The organism is Nonomuraea sp. NPDC059023 (assembly GCF_042740095.1).
In the GTDB taxonomy this organism is placed as follows: Bacteria; Actinomycetota; Actinomycetes; order Streptosporangiales; family Streptosporangiaceae; genus Nonomuraea.
The window spans coordinates 23,597-38,929 of record NZ_JBHYIO010000028.1; the positions used below are offsets into that span (position 1 = coordinate 23,597).

A 15,333-nucleotide genomic window follows, 5' to 3' on the forward strand; every position below is an offset into this window, starting at 1 on the left:
CGAGTTTCCTCAGCACTAAGAAGGGTTGGGCTGTGGGAGCCTGCTCCTAGCCGTTCGCGACTGTGGGCTGATCTCTGCCCCAACACTCCAGGCGAAGGTCCCCACAGGCCTTCGCGGACGGGTGGCGCCTGGTGGCCGGACACACGGGGCGAGTTCGCCGCCGCCGAGTACGTCGGCTACGTCCTCACCACCCTGTTCGAGGCCGCCCGGCTGTACGGCGTCACGGAGACCGTCCGCCTGGAACCCGGAGAGCCCGCCGACCCTCCCCCGACACCGCCGTGCTGGAGACGGGCCCGCGCCCCGGGTACACGATCTTCACATCCGTGATCACGCCGCCGGCCGTCGCCCTGGCACAGCTGATCGCCGAGTGGGCTGCGGCCTCTCTGGGGCCGAAATCTTCGGGATCGCTCGGCCACGAAGCCCGCCAAGACATACTCGAGCGTGCCGACCAGGCGCGCACCTCCCTTCACCGTCGCCATCTCGCTGCGCATCGGCCCGCACGCGGCGCGGAGCCTCGCACGAGCGATCCGCGTCTACACCTTCGACGTCGCGTACGCGCTGCGCCAGGAGCGGCTGACCGGCTCCATCGAGGCGGGCAAGCCGGTCGGCCCGCGCTGATCACGATCTTCCTGCCGTTCAGGGAGCCGATGAGCACCTGGGTGATGTCCAGGTGCCCGGTCAGCGCCGTCACCGGCGGCGGCGTCCGCGTACAGGGCCGATGCGCGGGGCCGGTGGCGGGCACCACCACTACGAGCAGGACGAGCGCGGCGAACACCCGCAGGGCCCGGGTCACCGCGTCAGCCGCCAGAACCAGACCCCTCCGTCGACGTCCGCCACCAGGAGCACCCGGCCACCGTCAAGATCACCCAGGGCGACCGCCCGCGGCATCGGTGGGTGCAGCTCGGCCGTCACCGGCCTGCGCGTGGCCAGGTCCCACAGCCGCACGAAAGACCGGTCCCCGAAGTACTCCGGCTCGGTGCGAACGACGGCGATCGAGCGGCCCCCGGCCTCGCCGATGAGGACCGGCGTGCCGCGCAGATGCAGGGCGCGGCCGATGGCGAGGCCGGTGCGCGTGTCGTGCAGGTGCGCCCAGCTCCCGTCCTCATGGTGGCTGAGAAGGACGTGCCGGCCGCTCACCACGCCCCGGTACAGCTCCATGTCCGGGCCGCGCAGTCCCCGCGGATCGAGGTCGACGGCCGGGAGCTCCCGCTTTTCCGCCACGTCCCAGACGCGCAGCGTGCGGCCGTCCTTCCTGCCCCGGGCGCCCGCCCGATACAGGGCCACCGGACGGCCGTCCAGCCGGTCCAGCCGTACGCCGTCGCCCGTGGTGTCCAGGTCGAGGTCGAAATGGTCGAGCCGCTGCCCGGTGGCCAGATCCCAGGTCGACAACCTCGCCCGGTCCTCGCGCGCCTCCCTGGCCACGACGGCGGGCCGGCCGTCGCGCCGCAGGAGCTGGAATTCCCCCAGGCCGGGCAAGGTGCGGACCGCGGTCAACGTCGACAGGTCCACGATCATGAGGTCGCGGTGCGCGACGACGGCGACCGGCCCGCCGCCCAATTCGGTCACGGCCAGGCCGCGGACGTCCACCCCGTCCTCGCCGGCGGGCGCGAACCTGAAGGACCTGCGCACAAGGGTACGGCCGCGCAGGTCCCACAACCGCAGAAGACCGTCCCCGTCCGCGGTCAGCGCGAGCGGCCTGCCGCCGACGGTGGCGGGCACGATGCGGTGCACCGGGCGGACGGGACCGGCCGACTCCGTCCGGCCCAGCTCCCGCCCCGTGCCCGGGTCCCACAGCCTGATCGTGTTGTCCGCGCTCCCGCTCAGCAGGGCCGGTGCCCCGTTCAGCGTGCCCGCGGCCAGCGTGGTGACGCTCAGCACGTGGCCGGTGAGCGTCCGCGCGCGCCGCTGGGAGGCCGCGTCCCAGATCACCACCCGGCGGCCCGAGTCGGTTTCCTCCGCTGCGGCGACGAATCCCGCCCCGGCGGCGAAAGCGATGTAGGTCGCCTCCCCCTGACGTCCGGCGAGATAGTTGCGCAGAAAACTCCGCTCGCGCAGATCCCAGGAGCGCAGCTCGCCCTCGGTGACGCCGTACACGGTCGTGGCCACGACCTCGATCGTGCCGACCTTGCTCGCGTACGGCCCCACGTCGTCGCTCTCCCGCGGCTCCACCCAGGGGGCGATCGGACGGCCGGCCCGGCGGCCGGTGCCGGGATCCCACACACTCAGCGAACCGTGCTGGGCGATCAACCTGGATCCGGCCGCGGCCAGCGCCACCGGCGGGAGGTCGCCCTCGCTTCCGTCCGCGACGCTGAAACTCCTGACCAGCGATCGGGTACGCAGGCTCCACACGCTGACCCGGCCCTCGCCCGTGCCGGTGAACAGGGTGCCGCGGCCGAAGGCGAACGCGGCCACCCGACCCGGCACGCTCAGTAAGCGCTCACGGGACTCCAGATCCCACAGGCGGCCGCCGTAAGCGCCGACGGTGAAGACCGCCGGGCGCCCGCCGACCTCCAGATATCCGGCCCGCGTGCCGTCCATCGGCTCGCCGGCGGGCCGGAACGAGGGAAGCCGCCAGAACCGCACGCTCCCCTCACGGCCCGCGCTGATGGCGATCGGCTCGCCCCTCAGCCTGCCGAACACCACCGAGGTGAGATCACCATGCCCGCCGGTCGTCAGCACCTGCCGGGCCGACACCTTGATCGGCTCGCCCGCTGACGCGTGAACGGCACCGCCGGTCAGCAGAACAGCCGTCATGAGGAGGGCTCCCCACCGGCCCCTCGCTGTCACGTCAGGCAAGGGTTCAGCCTTGCGCTTCTGCGATCGCGCTCGTCCAGTTACGACACGTGGTCACGACGAAGCGCTCCGTAGCACCAATTCCATGCCGATGGGCACGATGCCGAAGGTATTGACCGGTTGTTCAGGAGGTGCGAGCGGAACACCGGCCATTTCCTGGTCAGCCAGAGGTTGCCACCCACGGCCTCCGCGCCGCGCCACAGATTGGCGCGACTTTTGCGGAGTATCGCTTCGCCGGGCGTGGCGGCGACATCCGTTCCCTGGAATACCTCGACTAATTCTTGTTCACTCATCAGGTGTTGCACTCTCTGGAATCGTCTGAGGTCCGGTGGCATGGCGAGGGCGAATATAGCCTATCCCGTCACCTTAGTCCACGCAGTGTCGTACCCCAGCCCAAGCTGGCCCCATCCATGAGAAACGCCGACGACGGTCCCGCAGCCTGAGAGCAGGAGAATTCGGCCCCACCCTTCCTGCTGGAAGGGTGGGGCAGGTGTGAGGTGTCAGTGTTCGTAGACGTTGGGAGGAGGGGAGTTCGTCTGGACGGTTCTGTGGTTGAACACCCGTGTACCGCCCTGCGTCCATGCGTTATTGAAGGAGGTGACGTTTCCGTTTTGAATGTTGACGCGCGCGTTGAAGACGATCCACGTCACTCCGGGGGTGTATGGAGGTGTCGTCAGAGATCCGGTGTACCGGTAGTGGGTGCGGTCGACCGGCAGCAGATTGGCGAGGTTGATGTCGCTGTGCGATTTCAGCTGGTCGGTCACCCTCGGTGGGTCGGTCAGGAACGCGTCGAAGGTGGTCGAAGTGAAGATGTTCGGGTCGGTCTTCGACTGCACTGCGAGAACTAAGGTCTGCCCGCCGACCGACTCGTGCTGGAGATGCGCCTCGATGGGGGACACGGCGTCGCCGGCGAACCGATGCTCGGACAATCCGTGGAAGTGCACGTTGAGGAGCTTGTAATGCACACCAGCATAGGTGACATAGAGGTCGGCGTTGTTGACCTTGAATTTCATCTCATCGTTGGATGACGTCTGCCCTTGGGGTGCGGCGTCGTGGAATTCGAAAACTCCGCTCAGCAGTGTGCTGTAGGTGGCGGGAATGATGAGCTGGTTGGCGGTACCCGATATCGCACAGGCCCGATCGATCTCCACGGGGCTGGCGACGGCGGAGTCGGTTCCGGGTGAACATACTGCGACGCCCTGCGCGGATGCTGTCCCCGGGACGCCGACCAGGGCGATGAGGGTGAAGAAGGCGACGGCTAATCGATAGATACGTACCGGCATGCGCAAACCTTCCGTGAACGGCCCTCTTATATGCGACAAGGGCTCAAATGGTGAGCCTCATCATCAAATAAGAGGGGCATTGGGGAGATGTCTCCTACTGCGATTTCCGGTTCCTCGAACACCCTGCGTCTGACCTCCAGGCAGGTCGTCAGCGCGCCGGTCTCCACGGTGAAGTCGGCGGTCAGCGTGGCGAGCTTCTTCACCGTCTCGTCGGTCGTGAGCAGGCCGCTGTCGATCACGATGACCTGGAGGAGCTCGCCGAAGATTTCGACGTCCGGTCTCTGCTGGATCCGGTCGCGCGGGAAGGCGCGAACGCTGGAGTTCCCACGCACTGTCTGCGGATGACGTGCGCTGTCATCTGTCATTCTGTTCTCCGTGGTCTGCAGGATGCCTGTTCGTGATATCGGGCCAGCCGCCCGTACGGCAGCTTTCTGCACGAATGGCGCAGGATTTCCGCACGCTGTGACAAATCATGGCAACGACAGCGTTCTGGTGCCGTGAGGGCGGTGGTGCCGAGGCTCCGGCGCCGAACAGCAGGGATCATCCGCGTGAACATGGTCAGCACGCTCGGGACTGTGGCCGTCACGCGCTGACCCGGAGGTGGCTGTCTACCGTGGTCAGGAGTGCCAGGATCGCCGTGACATCCCGGAGACCGGTCCGGCGTGGTGAACATCGGGGTGCATGCCGGATGCGAGGCTTCGTGCGAGGACTGCGTGGAATCCCCGGCACGCCGCGTCAAGGAGATGGTGACGGGCCGGATGGCGTCCGCAGGGAGCGGCGGTAGGTGCTGGGGCTGGTGCCGAAGGTTTGGCGGAAGGCCCGGGAGAAGGACGATGGACTGGTGAATCCCCAGCGGGCGCCGATCACCTGAACGGGCTGCCGGAGCCAGGCGGGGTCGGCCAGATCGGTCCGGCACTGTTCCAGGTGGCGTCGCCGTATGTGCGCGGCCACGCTCTCCCCACGGCTTTCGAATAGGGAGTACAGGGTGCGGAGAGAGACGTTGTGGGAGGCCGCGATGGTTTGTGGTGTCAGATGGAGGTCGGCGAGGTTGTGGTCGATGAAGGCGTCGATACGCCGCAGCAGCACCTGTTTCCGGGTTTCGATCGGGAGACGATCCCAGGCGTCGATCTGCTGGGCCAGCAGTCCGGAGACGAGTTCGAGTATCGACCGCTCCAATGCACGCAGTTGTGGTGTCGCGCAGTGCGCGGCGTGGGTGTCGAGGGAGGTGAGGAACTGGCGGAGGATGGGACCGATGCCGTGGCGCAGGATGAGCCGGCAGCCCAGCGCAGCGTCGAGCCGGTCAGCCGGAAGACTGATCATCGTGCGGGGGATGTGCACGATGATCACCCCGGTCCCTTTCTTGTCAGGGGTTCCGGCGGCGTAGGTGTGGGAGGTGTCGAATAAGACCGCGTCCCCGGCCGCCAGGTCGCTCCCGGTGCGCCGCTGGGAGATCCCCTGCGACCGTGCACGATCATCCCAAGTAGATAGTGCTCCGGATCGCTGCGGCGGATCAGCGCGGGCGTACGCCATGCCCGGTGGGCGGCATGGCTGTGCCGCGAGACCTCGACCTGCCCCAGGCTCAGGACACAGGTTCGCGCTCGGAACCCGGCGGGGTCATCAATGGCCAGGATATGGGGAGCCACGGTCCTGGACACCACATCCTGGTACCAGTCGGCCCTGTCCTTGGGCACGACCTCGTCCGTGGACATCCGCACCCACACGACGGTCTCCTCTCATAAAGCGCTGTACTGGGTGAGCATGCTGGTCTGGGCGTCGACGACCCAGTATGGTGCCAGCGTGGCGGTCTCGGGGAAGACGCCGGAGGCGAGGTGCGCGGGCCGGGGTCGAGGATGATGACGGCGCTGTGCACCGGTTCGGCGGGGGCGGCGCGATGAGCACGGTCCGCTGTCTGGCGCAGGCCGGGGCGCCTTCCCAGGGCAGCAGCCACTTTGCGGGTGACACCGCCCGAGTGGAGGGTTTCAGGGGATGTACTCCCCTTGCCTGCGGTCCGGAAATGACAAAGCACTGACGAAGACCACTGACAGGGATGTCGTCGTCTGTGCCGGACACGATTCACCCGGTGTCCAGAAATGTCGTGAAAGGGGGCCGTAATCGGCTTGGCGGCGCGCTCATTGCGACCCCGCGCCAAAGTCGGTGAATTGCCGGGTTTACAAGAGATCGCGGCCAGAGTCTGATGGAGGCCGGGCTTCTTGGGAGGCGATCGTGCGCTACGAACAGTTCTCCTTCACCGACCCGCTCTTCTATGACCTGCCCTCACGTTCCCCGCTGGCGAACAGGCGGTTCGCCGCCGGCCGCCCCGTCCCCGCCGGATGGCAACGTGAGGAGCGCGACGTCTGGACCGGCCTGATCCCTCCGGGCACACGGCTGCCCATGCAGGGCTGGAAGATCCACGTGTCGGCGGCTGCGGAGTCCGCCGACAAGGTCGTCTGCCAGGTCTGGGACTACTGCGTCCCGCGCACGATCTCGTTCAAGTACCTGACCGACCACTCCGGCTTCCATGTGCGCAACGGAAAGTACGCCGACCGCGGCGGCAGCGGCAAACTCCTCACGCTCTACCCGGACGCCACCGAACTGGAACAGGTGCTCACCGAACTGGGCGACGAACTGGCCGGGACGCGGGGGCCGTACATCCTCAGCGACGTCCGGTGGCGGGACGGGCCGCTGTACGTGCGCTACGGCGCCTTCGTCGAGCGGCACTGCCTCGACGCGCGCGGCGAGCAGGTGGCGGCGATCTCCACGCCGGACGGACGTCTGGTGCCCGACCGGCGGGAGCCGGAGTTCGTCGTGCCCGAGTGGGTGGAGGTTCCGGCCTTCTTGGAAGCCAGCGTGCGGGCGCGAACAAACCCGGATACTCCCCATGAGTTCCCGTTCCTGATCGAGCGGCCGCTGCACTTCTCCAACGGCGGCGGCGTCTACCTGGCCGACGATCCGCGCACCGGGCGCCGCGTGGTGCTGAAGGAGGCGCGACCGTTCGCCGGGCTGGACGTCGGCGGGCGCGACGCCGCACGACGGCTGCGGCATGAACGGGACTTCCTGACCGAGCTCAAGGGCAGCGGCACGGTGCCGGAGCCGTACGACTACCTCACCTGCTGGGAGCACGAGTTCCTGGTCGAGGAGTACATCGAGGGCGATTCCCTGCTCAGCCTGATGACCGGCCGCTATCCCCTGATCCACGCCGACCCGACCGAGGACGAGGTGGCCGCCTACACCCGCTGGGCGCTGGACGTGCTGGAGCGGATCGCGGCGGCCATCCGCACGCTGCACGGGCACGGCGTGGCCATCGGGGACTTCCACCCGCGCAACGTCATGGTGCGCCCCGACGGCCAGATCAGGTTCGTCGATCTGGAGGTCGCCTCCTTCACCCTGGACGAGACTACGGCGATGCTGGGCGCCCCCGGCTACGCGGCGCCGGACGGCCGGACCGGCGCCGAGGCCGACCGCTACGCCATGGCCTGCCTGTACCTCAGCATGTTCCTGCCGCTGACGGCGCTGCTGCCGCTCGACCCGGGCAAGGCCACCGTGCTGGCCGACGCCGCCGCAGACCGGTTCGGCGTCGACCGCGCCCTGTTCGACCAGCCGGTCCGGGAGTTGCGCGACCGCCGTCCCGCGCACACCCACGACCCCGGCCACAACGTTGCCCGGCTGGCCGGGGAGATGGACGCCGGCAGGCTCGATTGGCCGGGCCTGCGCGCGTCCCTGTGCGAGGGGATCGCCGCCGCCGCCACGCCCGAGCGCACCGACCGGCTCTTCCCCGGCGACATCGAACAATTCTCCGCCAACGGCCTCGGCATGGCCAACGGCGCAGCGGGCGTGCTCCACGCCCTGTCGCTGGGCGGCCGCGAGCGTTCCCCCGCTCACGAGGAATGGCTGCTCGACGGGGTACGGCACCGCCGCCACAACAGCCGCCTCGGCTTCTACGACGGCCTGCACGGCATCGCCTACACCCTGGAAGAGCTGGGCCGGCGGCAGGACGCGCTGGCCGTACTGGAGAGGGTCGTGGACACGCGGCCGGAGCGGCTGTCGGCCGGCCTGTACGACGGGCTGGCCGGAGCGGGGCTCAATCTGCTGCGCTTCGCCGAGCTCACCGGCGAGGACTCCCTGCGCGAGCGGGCCGTGGCCGCCGGCAGGGAACTGCTCGCCCGGTGGGAGACGACCCGCTACCGGCCCGGCCTGCTACACGGCCCATCCGGCCAGGCGCTGCTGCACATCCGCCTGTTCGAGGCCACCGGCGACCAGTCGTTCCTCGACCACGCCGCGACCGCGCTGCGCGCCGACCTCGCGGTCTGCGCGACGCTGGCCGACGGCAGTGTGCAAGTGGATGAGGGCTGGCGGATGATGCCCTACATCGCCACGGGCAGCGTCGGCATCGGCCTGGTCCTGCGGGAGTACCTGCGTCACCGCGAGGACGAGGCGTTCACGACCGCGCTGGCCGGGATCGGCCGGGCGGCCCGCTGCGAGTTCGTCATCGGCTCCGGTCTCATGAACGGCAGGGCGGGCTTCATCGCCTTCCTCGCCGGGCCGCGTGAGCCGGAGCTTCTCGACCGGCACCTGCGCAGGCTGTCCTGGCACCTCCTGCCCTACCGCGGCCACGCCGCGTTCCCCGGTGAACAGCTGATGCGGCTGTCCATGGATCTGGCCACCGGTTCCGCCGGTGTCCTGACGGCGCTGTGCGCCGTGTTCGACGGCACGCCCGTTCTGCCCTTCCTCACTCCCTCAGAAAGGACACGATCGGCATGACGCACGTACTGGACCTGCAGAGGCTCAAGAACCCCGACGCCGACCTCGAGCGCGCGGTCGCCGGCAACAGCAGCGTCAGCCTCCTGATGTGCGGTGACAGCAGCACGCTCAGCATCATGTTGTGCCACGGCTGCCACTGCTGACCGGCCCTTCTTCGATCAGCGCCGACCCGGCCGGCCCTCATCCGGCCGGATCGGCGCGCACGGCTTTGGCCGATCCGATAGCGAGGCCGGCAGGGTTTGCGGCCGGCCCAAAGCCGGGTGGCGGGGCCGCTCTGAGAGGGCTGAGCTTCCCCCAGCTCTGCGGACACCTTGACCTGAGGTCACCCTTGATCATCAGGGAGGATGTCCTCTGTGGCAGCACCCCCCGATGAGGTGCTGTGGTAGGCGGCGCACAGGACATCAACGGCTGAGCAGGTGGCCACGCTCAAGGCCCAGCCCGGCGGCGTCATCGTCACCTACGGCCTGGGCCCGGACGCCACGGGCTGCTCGACGAGATCCACCTGTCGGTGCCCCCGATCCTGGTCGGCAAGGACGAACCGCCCGAGCCGCTGTTCACCGATGGACTGACGGGCAAGCTGCGGCTGCTCGGCACCCTGGTCGCGGGCGTCGTCGTCCCGTCCTACAGGGCTACGGCTTAACGCAGCAGGTCGGCCAGGGCCGCGACGCCCTGGTCGATGGCCTGCTCGCGGACGTTGCCGAAGCCCATTACCAGACACGGACCGCTGGTTGCCGCGCCTAGTACGTTGCCCGACATGCCGTACAAGCCCACCCCACGCTCACGCGCAGCGGCCACGAGGCTCTCTTCCTTGGCACCGGCGGGCAGGTGCGCGATCGCGTGGAAGCCCGCGTCCAGGCCGGTCAGTCGAATCTGCGGTGCGTGTCGGCCGACGGCGGCTACCAGGGCGGCGGGGCGATGGGCGTAGATCCCGCGCATCTGCCGAAGATGCCGGTCAAACCGCCCCAATTCGATCAGGATCGCCAGCGCGACCTGGTCGAGCGCCGGTGATCCCCGATCCAGTAGCGCCTTCTGCCCCGCCACTCGCCCGGCCCAGCCGGGCGGGCATATCACCCAGCCCAGGCGCAGCACCGGGGCGAGCGTCTTGCTCACCGTCCCGAGCAGAAACACGCGATCGGCGGCCAGACCCTGCAGGGCGCCGACAGGCTGGCGGTCGTAGCGGAACTCCGCATCGTAGTCATCCTCGATGATCAGTCCTCCCCAGGCCAGCAGCTGATGACGCCGCTCGGGAGCCAGCACGACACCGGTCGGCCACTGGTGGGCAGGGGTGAGCACGACGGCCTGCGCGCCACTCGCGGTCAACGCCTCGACCACGACTCCCGCACCATCCACCGGCACCGGGACCTGTCCGGTGCCAGAACTGATGCAGGGGGTCTGACCTGGTCTTCTAGGCTCGTCTCTTGTGTTGTTTCGGCTTCTGTATCTGCTGGTGGTCAGGGTGTTCGGCTGGCTGGTGTTGCTCACACGGGGGAGTGCTTCGAAGAGGTGGAGATCTTGGTGTTGCGGCATGAGGTCGCGGTGCTGTGTCGTCAGGTCGTCCGGCGCAGGCCGGATTGGCCGATCGGGCGTTGCTGGCCGCGCTGGCGAGGACGTTACCCGCTCGCCTTCGGCTGCATCGCATCGTGACACCCGGCACGCTGCTGGCCTGGCACCGCAGGCTGGTCAAGAAGAAGTGGACCTTTCCCGGCAATCACGGTCGGCCACCCATTTCTGAGAAGCTCCGTGCTCTGATCGTCCGGTTGGCGCGGGAGAACTCGGGGTGGGGGCATCGGCGCATCCGGGGCGAGCTCCTTGGTCTTGGATGCCGGGTAGGGGAGGGGACGGTCCGCCGGGTCCTGGCGGCGGCGGGGTTCGGGCCCGCGCCGCGCCGGGCTTCACCGACCTGGCGCCAGTTCCTGACTGCTCAGGCCTGCGGCATCCTGGCGTGCGACTTTCTCCACGTCGATACGGTGTTCCTCAAGCGCCTGTACGTGTAGTTCGTGATGGGATCGAAACGCGGCGCCTGCACATTCTCGGTGTCACGGCTCACCCGACCGGTGCCTGGACGGCGCAGCAAGCGCGCAACCTGCTGATGGAACTCGGCGAACGAGCCGACAGGTTCCGGTTCCTGATCCGGGACAGGGACGGCAGATTCGGCAGAGATTTCGACGATGTGCTCGCCGGCGCGGACGCGCACATCGTCAAGATTCCGCCACGCTCGCCACGGGCGAACGCGTTCGCCATCAGGCGCTGTCACTACGTCAGCCCCTTCACGTTCCGGTTCACGATCCGGCCGAGGTGGTCGATCTCACCCCCGAATAGAGAGACGAAGCGCCGTCTGCGGCCTTATCAATGAGTACCGCAGAGCTGCTTGACGACGTACGAAACCGCAGGCCGGCACCACGAGCAAGTTGTGGCACCGGACAGGCGGCGCTGACCGAGCTGTCGCTGCGCACCATCCGGCACTACGAGGAGGTCGGCCTGGTCCGGGCCTCGGCCCGCAGCCAGGGCGGTTTCCGCCTGTACACCGAGGCGGACGTGGCCCGGCTGATGGTGATCCGCCGGATGAAGCCGCTCGGATTCACGCTGGAGGAAATGGGCGAACTGCTGGCCATCACCGACCGGCTCGACGGCGGCGAAGCGGCGGCACTGGAGGCGGCCGAGCGCGAGCAACTGCTGGCGCGGCTGGGCCGCTTCCAACAGGCCACTCGTGACCGCTGCCAGGTACTGCACACGCAACTAAGCCGGGCCGAGGAGTTCGCCGCCGACCTGCAGCGGCACGCCGGCCAGCTGGCCAGCGGCGCTGTCTACCCGCGGTCTGAGGCCATCCACTCCTGCTGGCGGGCGCGAGACAGGCTGCAGCCACCTCCTGCCTGACCCACCGACGCGCAGGAACGCCCGATCAGCGGGCGGGTTGCTGATCGGCCGGCTCGCCAGGGGCGTCGGGTGTGCCGTCACGCCGTCGCGGCAGCGCGGCCGCCAGGAGGGCGACGGCGACCAGCACCACGGCGAGAACGGCGAACGCCTGCCCGTACCCGGCCGCCAGAACGTGTGCCGGTGCCGGACCGCCGCCTACAAGGTGTGCCGGTGCCGGACCGCCGCCTACGCCGTCCGGTCCCGTCGTCAGCGTGACCAGAGCGGCCAGGCCGAGCGCGCCGCCGATCTGCTTGGCGGTGTTCATCAGTCCGGAGGCCGCCCCCGCATCGCCCGGGGCGACGCCTGAGGTGATCGTGACGGTGAGCGGCGTGTTCAGCAGGCCCGCGCCGAGCGAGATCAGCACGGCCGGGCCGCCGATGGCCGTCAGGTAGTCCTGCCCCGGGGCGATGCGGCTCTGCCACCAAAAGCCGGCCGCGCCGATCAGCGCCCCGGCGGCGATGAGCACGCGATCGTCGGCGCGGCGCATCAGCCACGGCGCCACCCGCAGGCCGACCAGCATGGTCAGCAGGGTGTGCGGCAGGAAGGCCAGCCCGGTCTGCAACGGCCCGTAGCCCAGGACGTTCTGTAGCGACAAGGTCAGGAAGTACCACATCGGGTTCAGGCACGCCCCGGCCAGCAGCATCACGGTGTTGCCCAGCCAGATCGGCCGCGGCCGCAGCAGCGACGGCGGAATCAGCGGCGCCCGCGCCACGCGCACCTCGACCAGTACGAACAGGGCCAGCACAACGGCCCCGGCGAGCGCGAAGGCGGGCGCGCCGGACAGGCCATAGGCCAGCGCGCCCAGCCCGGCACTGGCCAGCACGGCGCCGAGCACGTCCAGCCGCCGCCGGCCATCGCGCGCCCGGCCGGAGGGCAGCAGGCGGGCCGCGGCCAGGCAGACCAGCCCGATCGGCACGTTGATCAGCAAAATCCAGCGCCAGGACAGGTACTGCGTCAGCGCGCCGCCGATCAGGTTGCCCGCTGTCCCGCCGGCCAAGCTCACCGCCGTCCAGACGGCGATCGCCCGGGTACGCCGCGGCCCCTCGGCAAAGGACGACATCAAGATCGTGAGTGTGGCCGGAGCCAGGATCGCCGCCCCCACCCCCTGACCGGCGCGGGCGGCGATCAGCGCGCCGGGCACATCGGCCAGCCCGCCGGCCAGGCTCGCGACGGTGAACACCGCCAGGCCCGCGGCAAAGACACGCCGGTGCCCGTACACGTCGGCCAGTAGGCCGCCGAGCAGCAACAGGGCGCCGAAACTCAGCGCGTAGGCGTTGCCGACCCACGCCAGATGCGCCGCGTCGAAGCCGAGCGTGTGCTGGATGGACGGCAGCGCGACGTTCACCACCGACACATCCAGTACCACCATGAACTGCGCGGCGCACAGCAGCGCCAACACGACCGGCACCCGATCCGCCTCCCAACACATTACGATGTGATCACATTGGTTTACGCTGGCTCCAGCATATAATCCGATGTGTACACATTGAGAAGCTGGGAGGGTCCATGGGCAGAGGGCCGGGTGCGCAGCACGCGCAGCGGCGCAATGAGATCGCCGACGCGGTGCTCGCCATCGTCGCCGATCGCGGCCTGGCCGCGGTCTCGCTGACCGAGGCGGCCGCCCGGGCGGGCGTCTCACCCGGCCGGGTGCAGCACTACTTCCCCGCCAAGCAGCAACTCCTGGAAGCCGCCTTCGAGCGCGGCAACGAGTTGTCCAGCGCCCGCATCCGGGCCAAGGCCGGCGCCGACCTGCAGGCCGCCGAGCCCCGCCTGGTGCTCACCACGGTGCTGAACGAGCTCATCCCCTACGACGCCGCCAGCCAGGCGCACATACGTGTACGGCAGTCCTTTCACGCCCTGGCGCTGGCCGACGAGCAGATCGCCGCCCGGCTGCGTCAGCTGTATGACGCCTTCCACCGGGACATGACCGACCTGCTGCACATCGACCAGAGCGCCGGCCGCCTGATGCCCGGCGCAGACCCGCACCGGCACGCGCTCAGCCTGGTGGCGCTCGCCGAAGGCCTGGCCACCTACGTGCTCATCGGCGTCACTACCAGCCAGGCCGCCCAGCACCGCCTGCAGGCGGCGATCGACGACCTTTACCGCTAAGCGTCCCGACCCGCCCAGGGCGCCGGCCACCCGCATCGGCAGCGGCCCGAAAGCGTCCTGGCGTGCCGACGGCATGGGGCCATGCGCCCCGAAGCGTTACGCTCGCACCTGTCCGCTTTCGTTGCAGTTACGCTGCAAGGTCGGAAGCGAACGCCGCACATGCTGCGGCCAAGGGATCCAAAGGGCGGCATGAGGATTCCTCATGTCTTCTTCCGGCTCCATCCACCGCCTCCATCCTTCCCACCAGCGCCCCGACTCCGCTCAGCAGGGGCCAGCGCTGGTCGGCGTCGAAGACCTCAATCCACCCTCGCGGGCCGACGCCCGCACGCAGGCCGGCCAAGCCGGGACGCGTCAACTGGTCGGCGGCCTGATCCGCACCGTGACCCTGATAGCAGGCTGGGCCTGGCGCAACTCCCCGCGCCTGACGCTGGCGGCCCTGGCGGTCTACGCCGGATCGGGAGTAGCCGGCGCACTCGGCCTGCTGGCAACCGCGCACGTCCTGAGCGACCTGCTGAGCGCAGGACCGGCACCGCACCGACTCACCGCCTGTACTGCTTCAAAACTCATCGCGTAGTGCTTGATCTGCGGCTTTGACCTCCAGGCGCCGCGCAGGCAGGATCGCGGTCTGTGTCGGTTCGTCTGCTGTATCTGACCTTGACCGGGTGTTTGGCTGGCTGGTGTTGCTGGGGCGCAGCCAGGCGTCCGAGGACGTCGAGATCATGGTCCTCCGCCACGAAGTTGCTGTGTTGAAGCGTCAGGTCGTCCGGCCGAAGCCGGACTGGGCCGATAGGGCGCTCTTGGCGGCCTTGGCCCGCTTCTTGCCGTCGATGCTGCGGGCTCATCGGCTGGTCACCCCGGACACGTTGTTGGCGTGGCATCGTCGTTTGATCAGACGCGCATGGACCTACCCCCACCGTGCCGGCCGCCCCGGAACAAGCAAAGAGGTCCGAGACCTGGTCCTTCGTCTGGCCCAGGAGAATCCGAGGTGGGGGTACCGGCGGGTCCACGGCGAACTGGTGCGGCTCGGTGTGCGAGTCAGCGCGGCGACGGTGCGGCGGATTCTGCGTTCACGCCGACAACCGCTGGCGCCACGAAGCGTCGACACCTCGTGGCGGACGTTCCTGCGCCTGCAGGCGAAAGGACTGTTGGCCTGTGACTGTTGAGTCGGCCTGGGGTGCGGTGGCGGGTTGCTCCCGCTCCGTTTCCCCAGGCCGCTCGCCGAACCCGCCGTGCGGATCTCTCCGCAACGGGGCTCTCCACGGTTTCTGTCGTTTAGGTGTATTGCCCCGAGAGGTTGGGGACACGGCTGGCCGGTGGATGGCCTCCGAGTGCGGTGTGGCCGGATCGCCAGCTGACACCATAAGAACCGCAGGCCAGACGCAGAATCCTATTATTGAGCCCCACAGGACCCGCTGATTAGGAGTTTCCTTGATCGATGTCCGCCGGTGTCGGGGCGGTGGCGATCGGTCCTGTCCGG

General features: G+C 69.0%; 16 protein-coding genes. 8 read left to right on the top strand and 8 right to left on the bottom strand.

The genetic code is table 11. From position 1 onward, the window contains the following. Positions 1–441 precede the first annotated feature (441 nt). Entirely contained in the window at positions 442–618 is a 177-nt protein-coding gene (locus ACFWYW_RS38055; protein ID WP_379617046.1) for a hypothetical protein, read from the top strand. A 171-nt stretch (positions 619–789) separates the two neighbouring features. Here ACFWYW_RS38055 and ACFWYW_RS38060 read toward each other — a convergent pair whose 3' ends face one another. From ACFWYW_RS38060 to ACFWYW_RS38080, 5 genes are all read right to left on the bottom strand, one after another. Beyond that, the gene (locus tag ACFWYW_RS38060; RefSeq protein WP_379617048.1) at positions 790–2,754 is read right to left on the bottom strand and encodes a WD40 repeat domain-containing protein; all 1,965 of its coding nucleotides are present in this window, start codon (positions 2,752–2,754) and stop codon (positions 790–792) included. A gap of 539 nt (positions 2,755–3,293) precedes the next feature. Further along, positions 3,294–4,076, bottom strand: coding sequence for a carbonic anhydrase family protein (locus tag ACFWYW_RS38065; protein ID WP_379617050.1), 783 nt, complete (start codon positions 4,074–4,076; stop codon positions 3,294–3,296). Positions 4,077–4,102: 26 nt separating this feature from the next. Continuing rightward, positions 4,103–4,441, bottom strand: coding sequence for a hypothetical protein (locus tag ACFWYW_RS38070; RefSeq protein WP_379617052.1), 339 nt, complete (start codon positions 4,439–4,441; stop codon positions 4,103–4,105). 370 nt (positions 4,442–4,811) lie between these two features. Then, complete coding sequence (locus ACFWYW_RS38075) at positions 4,812–5,423, bottom strand: helix-turn-helix domain-containing protein (protein WP_379617054.1); 612 nt, start codon at positions 5,421–5,423, stop codon at positions 4,812–4,814. After that, positions 5,420–5,785: a hypothetical protein gene (locus tag ACFWYW_RS38080; RefSeq protein WP_379617267.1), complete on the bottom strand. Its 366-nt coding sequence runs from the start codon at positions 5,783–5,785 to the stop codon at positions 5,420–5,422. Before ACFWYW_RS38080 ends, ACFWYW_RS38075 begins: the two co-directional genes overlap by 4 nt. A 514-nt stretch (positions 5,786–6,299) precedes the next feature. Here ACFWYW_RS38080 and lanKC point away from each other — a divergent pair. The 3 genes from lanKC (at position 6,300) to ACFWYW_RS38095 (ending at position 9,474) form a co-directional block, all read left to right on the top strand. Then, positions 6,300–8,834: a class III lanthionine synthetase LanKC gene (gene lanKC / locus ACFWYW_RS38085; protein WP_379617056.1), complete on the top strand. Its 2,535-nt coding sequence runs from the start codon at positions 6,300–6,302 to the stop codon at positions 8,832–8,834. Next, positions 8,831–8,977, top strand: coding sequence for a class III lanthipeptide (locus ACFWYW_RS38090; protein ID WP_379617058.1), 147 nt, complete (start codon positions 8,831–8,833; stop codon positions 8,975–8,977). The genes lanKC and ACFWYW_RS38090 overlap by 4 nt, the downstream gene beginning before the upstream one ends. A gap of 365 nt (positions 8,978–9,342) precedes the next feature. Further along, on the top strand, positions 9,343–9,474 hold the full coding sequence (locus ACFWYW_RS38095; RefSeq protein ID WP_379617060.1) for a hypothetical protein: 132 nt from the start codon (positions 9,343–9,345) through the stop codon (positions 9,472–9,474). Here ACFWYW_RS38095 and ACFWYW_RS38100 read toward each other — a convergent pair. Next, positions 9,471–10,166 carry a PLP-dependent aminotransferase family protein gene (locus tag ACFWYW_RS38100; RefSeq protein WP_379617062.1) on the bottom strand — a complete coding sequence of 232 codons (696 nt, stop codon included), beginning with the start codon at positions 10,164–10,166 and terminating at the stop codon, positions 9,471–9,473. The two genes, ACFWYW_RS38095 and ACFWYW_RS38100, sit on opposite strands and share 4 nt — an antisense overlap. 589 nt (positions 10,167–10,755) lie before the next feature. Then, positions 10,756–11,028 carry a hypothetical protein gene (locus tag ACFWYW_RS38105; protein WP_379617064.1) on the bottom strand — a complete coding sequence of 91 codons (273 nt, stop codon included), beginning with the start codon at positions 11,026–11,028 and terminating at the stop codon, positions 10,756–10,758. A 155-nt stretch (positions 11,029–11,183) separates the two neighbouring features. On the opposite strand from ACFWYW_RS38105, the gene ACFWYW_RS38110 reads away from it, so the two are divergent. Beyond that, on the top strand, positions 11,184–11,708 hold the full coding sequence (locus tag ACFWYW_RS38110) for a MerR family transcriptional regulator (RefSeq protein WP_379617065.1): 525 nt from the start codon (positions 11,184–11,186) through the stop codon (positions 11,706–11,708). 25 nt (positions 11,709–11,733) lie between these two features. Here ACFWYW_RS38110 and ACFWYW_RS38115 read toward each other — a convergent pair whose 3' ends face one another. Then, positions 11,734–13,155 carry an MFS transporter gene (locus ACFWYW_RS38115; RefSeq protein WP_379617066.1) on the bottom strand — a complete coding sequence of 474 codons (1,422 nt, stop codon included), beginning with the start codon at positions 13,153–13,155 and terminating at the stop codon, positions 11,734–11,736. Between the two features lie 98 nt (positions 13,156–13,253). Here ACFWYW_RS38115 and ACFWYW_RS38120 point away from each other — a divergent pair, with 98 nt between their 5' ends. From ACFWYW_RS38120 to ACFWYW_RS38130, 3 genes are all read left to right on the top strand, one after another. Continuing rightward, entirely contained in the window at positions 13,254–13,856 is a 603-nt protein-coding gene (locus tag ACFWYW_RS38120; RefSeq protein ID WP_379617068.1) for a TetR/AcrR family transcriptional regulator, read from the top strand. Between the two features lie 202 nt (positions 13,857–14,058). Then, complete coding sequence (locus tag ACFWYW_RS38125; RefSeq protein WP_379617070.1) at positions 14,059–14,430, top strand: hypothetical protein; 372 nt, start codon at positions 14,059–14,061, stop codon at positions 14,428–14,430. Positions 14,431–14,518: 88 nt separating this feature from the next. Beyond that, entirely contained in the window at positions 14,519–15,019 is a 501-nt protein-coding gene (locus ACFWYW_RS38130) for a helix-turn-helix domain-containing protein (protein WP_379617072.1), read from the top strand. Positions 15,020–15,333 lie beyond the last annotated feature (314 nt).